This is a genomic window from Bacillus sp. SIMBA_031 (genome assembly GCF_046535225.1).
Classification (GTDB): Bacteria; Bacillota; Bacilli; order Bacillales; family Bacillaceae; genus Bacillus; species Bacillus velezensis.
In genome coordinates this window covers 1-307 of sequence record NZ_JAWRXC010000113.1, presented here as the reverse complement: position 1 = coordinate 307, position 307 = coordinate 1, and the positions used below count along the sequence as shown (strand labels likewise).

The following is a 307-nucleotide window of genomic DNA, read 5'->3' as shown; positions in this document are numbered from 1 at the left end:
GACGCCGGGCGGGTCAATCGCCGCGGTACGCATACTCGCCTTCACCCTTGGCTTCGCCCCTTCGGGTGTCCGGCCCCGGCGTACCGCCCTCAAAGTCCTCCGGAGGGATGCGGCAGAAACGTTCAACCACCACGCCAACAATGATCATCACCACACCGCCACCGCCCGTCAGGAGGGCGTTGGCAAGAATGCCCTGGTCGCTGCGCAGGCTCCCCACTCCCAAGAGGTCCAGGGAAATGCCGGCATGCCAACCAAACAGCAGGGTGCCCGCGTAAGCACAGGCTGGGGCCACAATCTACGTACGGGC

1 protein-coding gene is annotated in these 307 nt (G+C 65.5%); it reads right to left on the bottom strand.

Annotation, left to right across the window (positions count from 1 at the left end; all coding sequences use genetic code 11):
• Nucleotides 1-13: 13 nt before the first annotated feature.
• Nucleotides 14-292, bottom strand: a complete 279-nt coding sequence (locus SB724_RS19725; protein WP_410572487.1) for a DUF3180 family protein — start codon at nt 290-292, stop codon at nt 14-16.
• Between the last annotated feature and the right edge of the window lie 15 nt (nt 293-307).